This is a genomic window from Propionicimonas sp., from assembly GCF_047606205.1.
Lineage (GTDB): Bacteria > Actinomycetota > Actinomycetes > Propionibacteriales > Propionibacteriaceae > Propionicimonas.
Map to the genome: position 1 here is coordinate 1 of NZ_JASGES010000046.1, position 5,752 is coordinate 5,752.

Annotated in this window: 6 protein-coding genes; 2 read left to right on the forward strand and 4 right to left on the reverse strand. The window is 71.0% G+C overall.

Annotated features, from left to right (window positions below):
* The first annotated feature begins 16 nt into the window (after positions 1-16).
* Positions 17-1,213, forward strand: a complete 1,197-nt coding sequence (locus tag QM633_RS03285) for an aminotransferase class I/II-fold pyridoxal phosphate-dependent enzyme (RefSeq protein WP_415152299.1) — start codon at positions 17-19, stop codon at positions 1,211-1,213.
* Between the two features lie 22 nt (positions 1,214-1,235).
* On the opposite strand, the gene QM633_RS03290 is transcribed toward QM633_RS03285, so the two are convergent.
* Positions 1,236-2,975, reverse strand: a complete 1,740-nt coding sequence (locus QM633_RS03290) for a PQQ-binding-like beta-propeller repeat protein (RefSeq protein WP_415152300.1) — start codon at positions 2,973-2,975, stop codon at positions 1,236-1,238.
* Between the two features lie 187 nt (positions 2,976-3,162).
* Between QM633_RS03290 and QM633_RS03295 the strand changes: the two genes are divergently transcribed.
* Positions 3,163-3,360, forward strand: a complete 198-nt coding sequence (locus QM633_RS03295; RefSeq protein WP_415152301.1) for a hypothetical protein — start codon at positions 3,163-3,165, stop codon at positions 3,358-3,360.
* 31 nt (positions 3,361-3,391) lie between these two features.
* Here QM633_RS03295 and QM633_RS03300 read toward each other — a convergent pair whose 3' ends face one another.
* The 3 genes from QM633_RS03300 to QM633_RS03310 form a co-directional block, all read right to left on the reverse strand.
* Positions 3,392-3,928: an RBBP9/YdeN family alpha/beta hydrolase gene (locus tag QM633_RS03300; protein WP_415152302.1), complete on the reverse strand. Its 537-nt coding sequence runs from the start codon at positions 3,926-3,928 to the stop codon at positions 3,392-3,394.
* 41 nt (positions 3,929-3,969) lie between these two features.
* Positions 3,970-4,257 (reverse strand): DUF2249 domain-containing protein, encoded by a 288-nt coding sequence (locus tag QM633_RS03305; protein WP_415152303.1) that lies wholly within the window; start codon positions 4,255-4,257, stop codon positions 3,970-3,972.
* Positions 4,258-4,330: 73 nt separating this feature from the next.
* Positions 4,331-5,752 (reverse strand): multicopper oxidase domain-containing protein (locus QM633_RS03310; protein ID WP_415152304.1); only part of this gene is annotated, 1,422 nt, incomplete at its 5' end.

Consider the following 5,752-nt stretch of genomic DNA (forward strand, 5'->3'; position numbering starts at 1 on the left):
CAGTAGGGTGGCCCGCGTGACGAGCCCGGGACCCTGGCGCCGCACCGCACGGGCGGCGGGCCTGCTCGGTGCGGACGGCAGCATCGCGCCGACGATCTTCGCCACGATGTCGGCGCTCGCGGCGCGCAGCGGCGCGATCAACCTCGGGCAGGGGTTCCCGGACGAGGGCCCGCCCGGCCTGGTCGCCGACGCGGCCACGGCGGCGATCGCCCGTGGCGCCAACCAGTACCCGCCCGGCCGCGGCATCGCCGAGCTCCGGGCGGCCATCGCCGCCCACCAGGCGCACTGGTACGACCTGGCCTGGGACCCGGACACCGAGGTGCTGGTGACGGCCGGGGCGACGGAGGCGCTGGCCGCCATCCTGCTGGCCCTGGTCGACCGCGATGACGAGGTCGTGGTCGTGGAGCCCTACTACGACGCCTATGCCGCCGTGGTCGGCCTGGCCGGCGGACGCCTCGTTCCCGTCCCGGCGCGAGCACCGGACTTCCTGCCCGACCCCGAGCGACTGGCGGCGGCGATCACCGACCGTACGGCTGTCGTCCTGCTCAACTCCCCGCACAACCCCACCGGCGCGATGCTGCCCGACGTCACCGTCGAACTGGTTCTGGCGGCGGCCCAGCGCCACGACGCGATCGTGGTGGCCGACGAGGTGTACGAGCACCTCACCTTCGGCAGGCCGCACCGCAGCCTCGCCACCTTCCCGGGGGGACGCGAGCGCGGCATCACCGTCTCCTCGGCGGCGAAGTCGCTCAACGTGACCGGCTGGAAGATCGGGTGGGTCACCGCGCGGGCGGACCTGATCGATGCGGTGCTGGCCGTCAAGCAGTTCCTCACCTACGTGAACGGGGCGCCGTTCCAGCCCGCGGTCGCGGTCGGCCTCGCGCTGCCCGACGAGTGGTTCCACGCCGCCGCGCAGCGCCTCGACCGCCGCCGGAGCGTGATCACCGCCGCCCTGGAACGGGCCGGGTTCACGGTGAACCGCCCGGACGGGACCTACTTCCAGATCGCCGACGGCGCGTCGCTCGGACTCACCGACGCGGTCGCCACCTGCCACCGTCTCGTCGAGGAGGCCGGCGTCGTGGCGATTCCGGTGGGCGCGTTCCTCGCCGATCCGCGCGACCCGTCGGCCGCGTCCCTGCTCAGGTTCGCCGCCTGCAAGACCGACCCGGTGATCACCGAAGCGGCGGCCAGGCTGGCCGACTTCCGCGCCTGAGCGGGTGGGCGCGCGGGCGGCGTCAACTGATCCGGATGCCGTACAGCTTCTCGGCGTAGGTCCCGACGACCAGCATGTTGCCGTAGACGGCGGGGGACGCCTCGATGTTCTGGGACAGCTGGAGGGTCGAGTAGTCCTCGCCCGTGTTCGGGTTGAACAGGTGCAGAAGGCCGCTGGAGTCACCGACGACGCCGTAGGAGTGGCCGTCGGTGCCGGTCAGCAACAGGGGAGAACTCCACCCGAAATGGGCCAGGGTCCGCTTCCAGACCACCGTGCCGGTCTTCTTGTCCAGGGCCACCAGGGTGCCCTGCTTGTCCGAGCCGGTCTTGGCGATGTTGAAGATCGCCAGGTCCGACACCTCGCCGGTGCCGAGCACCGGGGTGGCCATCAGGCCGCCGTTGACGGCCTTGTTGTAGACCGCGTCGATGTCGTAGGTCCAGGCCACTGCCCCGGTCAGGGCGTTGAGCTTCTGGATCGTGACCGTGCCGTGGCTGGCACCGTTCTTACCCTCGCCGCGCTTGTCCATCTCGTTGCCCGTGTAGATGAACGGCCCGTCGGCGGTGTCCTCGAGCACGATGGAGGCGTCCGTGTCGTCACCGGTCGGACGCACCCAGACCACCTGGAGCGTCGTCGCGTCCCAGCAGACGATGTTGCCGTCGTTGTCGCCAGCGTACATGAGGTTGCGGTAGGCGGCGGCCGAACCCTCGATGCCGTGCCGGGAGGAGTCGGGGGTGTCGTAGTCCAGCTTGGTGAACTCCGGGTCGACGCTGACGGTCCTGGCTGCGGCGTCGAAGGTGGCGTTGAGCTTCACCTTGTAGATCAGCCCGTTCTCGGCCGGCTCGATCAGGGTGTCGGTGGCGGCGTTCACCAGCGAGGAGGAGTCGAAGGCGCCCCAGTCGCGCGGCGCGCCCGCGTCCGAGCCGTCCCAGCCGGACACCTCCTTGTTCTGGATCAGGTCGAAGATCCGGTAGCGCCAGGTGCCGGTGGCGTCGCCGTTCTGGTTCAGGCCCATCCCGGAGTAGAGCAGCGGATAGCCGCGCGGGTCGATCGACCCGGTGCCCTTGAATGCCCAGCCGACCTCGATCGGCGGCTTGGTCTGCTGGCCCGTTGCGAGGTCGAGCCGGTAGACGTTGCCGTCCACCACCGGGTAGATCACCTCGACGAAGTCCGGGTCGTCGATCTGGGCCTGGGACAGCCCCATCGCCTGCTTGGTGGCCTTCGGCCAGTTCACCAGCAGCGGCTGGCCGGTCCAGCCGGCGCCCGCCCAGTGCGACCCCTCGGCGTACACGTCGCCGGTGTCCTGCGTCCACGCGACTTGGAGCCGCTTCTGGGTCACGTCGGTCGTGCCGTAGACGGGGGCGTCGCGGTAGTTGTTGCCCCGGAAGGTGAGGACGCCGGGGATCGTGGTGTAGGTGGAGGAGTCGCCGAACGCGACCTGCTGGTCGGGGTCGTAGTTCTCGATCACCTGGTTGGAACCGTCCAGCACCTTCCAGGTGACCTTCCCGCTCGAGTCGAGGATCGAGCGGGAGAACAGGCCGCCACCCTCCGAGGTCGGCGGGGTGAAGCCCGGCAGGCTGGACAGGTCGAGGGCGAGCTTGGCGGGATCGGTCTCAGAACTCGGCGTGGGCCCGGTGACCGCCGTCGGCGAGTGGGGACGCTCTCCCACCACGATCGGGTCGGACGCGGCGCACGCGGCCAGGGAGGCGAGCATCGCGGCTCCGAGCACGGCGGCCGCCGCCTGTGACCGACGCAACCTGCGCATAGGTGACCTTTCGAGAACGGAATCCAGCCCTCCGGAGTCTACGTGCGCCGCCGAGAGCGCGGCCGGCCGGACACGGGTGCGGGGTCGCGGGGAAAGAGAATGCTGAGAATGTGACGGGTCCGCTGGACGGTCCGCGGACGCGACCCCTACGATCTGCCCATCTAGCTCATTCGGGGGGAGGAGCGAGATGCGCTACATCGTGCGTATCAGCGGAATGATCATCGGGGTTCTTCTGGGCAGTGCCGTTCTGGCCGCAGCCCTCAGCCAGTTGACGACGAGACTCGTGGCCGTGGCCGGCCTCGACGGGGGTGGGCTGTTCGTCGGCCTGGCCACGATGGGCTTCATGGTCGCCATCCTGACCAGGGAGTCGTGGCTCGCCGCCTGAGCGTGCTCGGCGGCCGGCGTCCGCGCGCCGACTAGCCGATCAACCGGTCGAGCAGGTCGAAGGTGGGGTACGGCTGGTCGTGGTCGCCGAAGTGCCCGTCGTCGCGGATGACGAGCGTGCCGCCGAGCCGGTCGAACATCGCCCGGCCCTGCGTGGCATCACAGCCGTACGGGTCGACGACGGAGTTCACGAAACAGAAGTCGCGCGCATGGCTGCGGATGGCGTCCCAGTCGTACTCGTCCTGCAGGACCGGTTCTTCACAGGCGTGGGGACGCGTGCAGTACCCGGCCACCAGGACGGCCCTGGCCACGGTCGTGTCGATGTGCTCCAGCAGCGCGAGCAGGAACGCTGCACCGCCGGAGTGCCCGACCAGCACCGTCTCCTCGTCGAGGTGAACCTCGGCCAGCGCCGACGGCAGGAAAGTCGCGATCGGCTCGGTGTTCAGGCCGGGGTAGTGCGGGACCTGCACCGCGTAGCCGCGCGCAGCGAGGCGATCGGCGAGCCACGGATACCAGGCCACGCCAGGATTTCCCCCGGTGCCGTGGACGATGACGGCTGACTTCTGCATGGTGCCACGCTAACCGGGCGGACGCCTCGCGCCCAGACCGCTCAGCCGGCGCGGGTGATCCGCAGCCGCCACTCCTGCGGATCCTCGAGCAGGTACTCGACCTCGATCGGCGCGAGCGCGGCGAGCTGGCCGAGCAGCGGCAACGGGTTGTGCGGTGCGACCAGCACCAGCGCGCCGCCGGCAGGGATCGCTCCGAAGGCGCCGATCACGGTGGCGTGGCGGATGGCGTGCGGGATCGCCCGGACGTCGAGGACCGGATCGCCTTCGTCGTGGTGACCGCACGCGCATCCGCCGACGCCGGCGTTCTCGAGGTGGACCGTCTTCTGCATCCTGATCCTGTCTCCTTCGTTGGTGCTCCTGCGGAGCGGTGGGTGCGGACGGCGTCGCCGCCGCGGTGGTCGGTCAGTCGCCGACCTGCACGTAGCCGTGCGCGCCGCGTTCGGCGTCCGCCATCACATGGCTGACCAGCGGGTAGCGGCCCGCCTCGGTGAAGACCGTCTCGACGAAGCCGCCCTCGGCCGGCTCGAGCCCGAGCGCCTGCGAGCCGCCGCCGCCGGTCCCGAACGCGTCCCTGCCCCGGCGCAGCTGGTAGGCGCCCTCGCGGTAGACGGTGTCGAACTGGGCGCCGACCACGTGGAAGCTGCTCGCCCGGTTCGGGCCGACGTCCAGCACCCAGAAGCGGACGCGTTGGCCGACCCTGGCGGTGAGTTCGGCGGTGTCGTAGCCGTTCGCCACTCCGTTGAACACCACGTAGTCGGGCACACCGGCAGCGTGCGCACGGTCGGCGTCCACCTCGGTGGCGGACGCGGCGTCGGTCGCCGTCGTCTGCAGGTAGACCTCCGACTGCACGAGGACGTAGGAGCGGTCGACCTTCGGCAGGCCGTCCGGCTCGATCACCACCGCACCGGCCATGCCGGCCGCGATGTGGGCGCTCATCGGCATCGTCGAGCAGTGGTACATCCACATGCCCGCGCGGCCCGCGGTGAAGCGGTAGGTCAGGCTCTGGCCGGGCTCGATCGTCCGCATCGGACGGTCGGGTGCCAGCGCTCCGGCGTGGAAGTCGATCGAGTGACCCAAGGTGCCGTCGTTGACCAGCGTGATCACGAAGACGTCCCCCACCCGGCCGTGCAGGGTCGGCCCGACGGGGGATCCGTTGTAGGTCCAGCGGCGCTGCCACACTCCCGGGGCGACCTCCAGGGGCACCTCGGTGACTCTCAGGGTCAGGTGGTGCTCCCGCTCGTCGGTCAACGGCGCCAGGACCGGGTCGACCACATCGGACGCCTCGGCGGGTTGCGTGGTCATGCCGCCCATGTCGTGGTCGGCGGTGCTCGTGGCCGCCGCGGCCGTGGGGGTCGTGCCGGGGGCGTCGTCGACCACGACCTCGAAGACCATGCCCAGCTGGCGGTGCCCGACGATCGAGCAGTAGCCCTGCACGGACGCGCCGAACACCCCGGCGTCCAGATCGGCGCGGGCGCCCGGTGCGATCCGTCCGCTGCTGGCCGAGCCGATCACCAGATCATGGGTGGTGGTGTCGGCATTGACCAGCTCGACGACCAGCCGGTCGCCGCTGTTGAGGTGGACCTCGGCAGGGCTGAACCGCATCTGGGTGGCGGTCACCTTGACGGTGACCACGCGTCCGGTCGGCACGACGGCCGCGGCCACCGGGGTCCCGGCCGCGCCGGCGACAGACGGGTCGACGCCCACCCCCACCACCACCGCGGTGGCGAGTGCGGTGAGGCCGGCGATCAGCTGGCCGGCGGTGAAGATGCTGGGAGCGGCCCGGTGCGTGCGCTCGCCCCCGGTCGCCGCGGCCGCCGGGTCGGG

Bases quoted from the DNA above. Each gene is read 5' to 3' on its own strand.
- QM633_RS03290 (WP_415152300.1), bottom strand. From the start codon at position 2,975: ATGCGCAGGTTGCGTCGGTCACAGGCGGCGGCCGCCGTGCTCGGAGCC.
- QM633_RS03295 (WP_415152301.1), top strand. From the start codon at position 3,163: ATGCGCTACATCGTGCGTATCAGCGGAATGATCATCGGGGTTCTTCTG.
- QM633_RS03300 (WP_415152302.1), bottom strand. From the start codon at position 3,928: ATGCAGAAGTCAGCCGTCATCGTCCACGGCACCGGGGGAAATCCTGGC.
- QM633_RS03305 (WP_415152303.1), bottom strand. From the start codon at position 4,257: ATGCAGAAGACGGTCCACCTCGAGAACGCCGGCGTCGGCGGATGCGCG.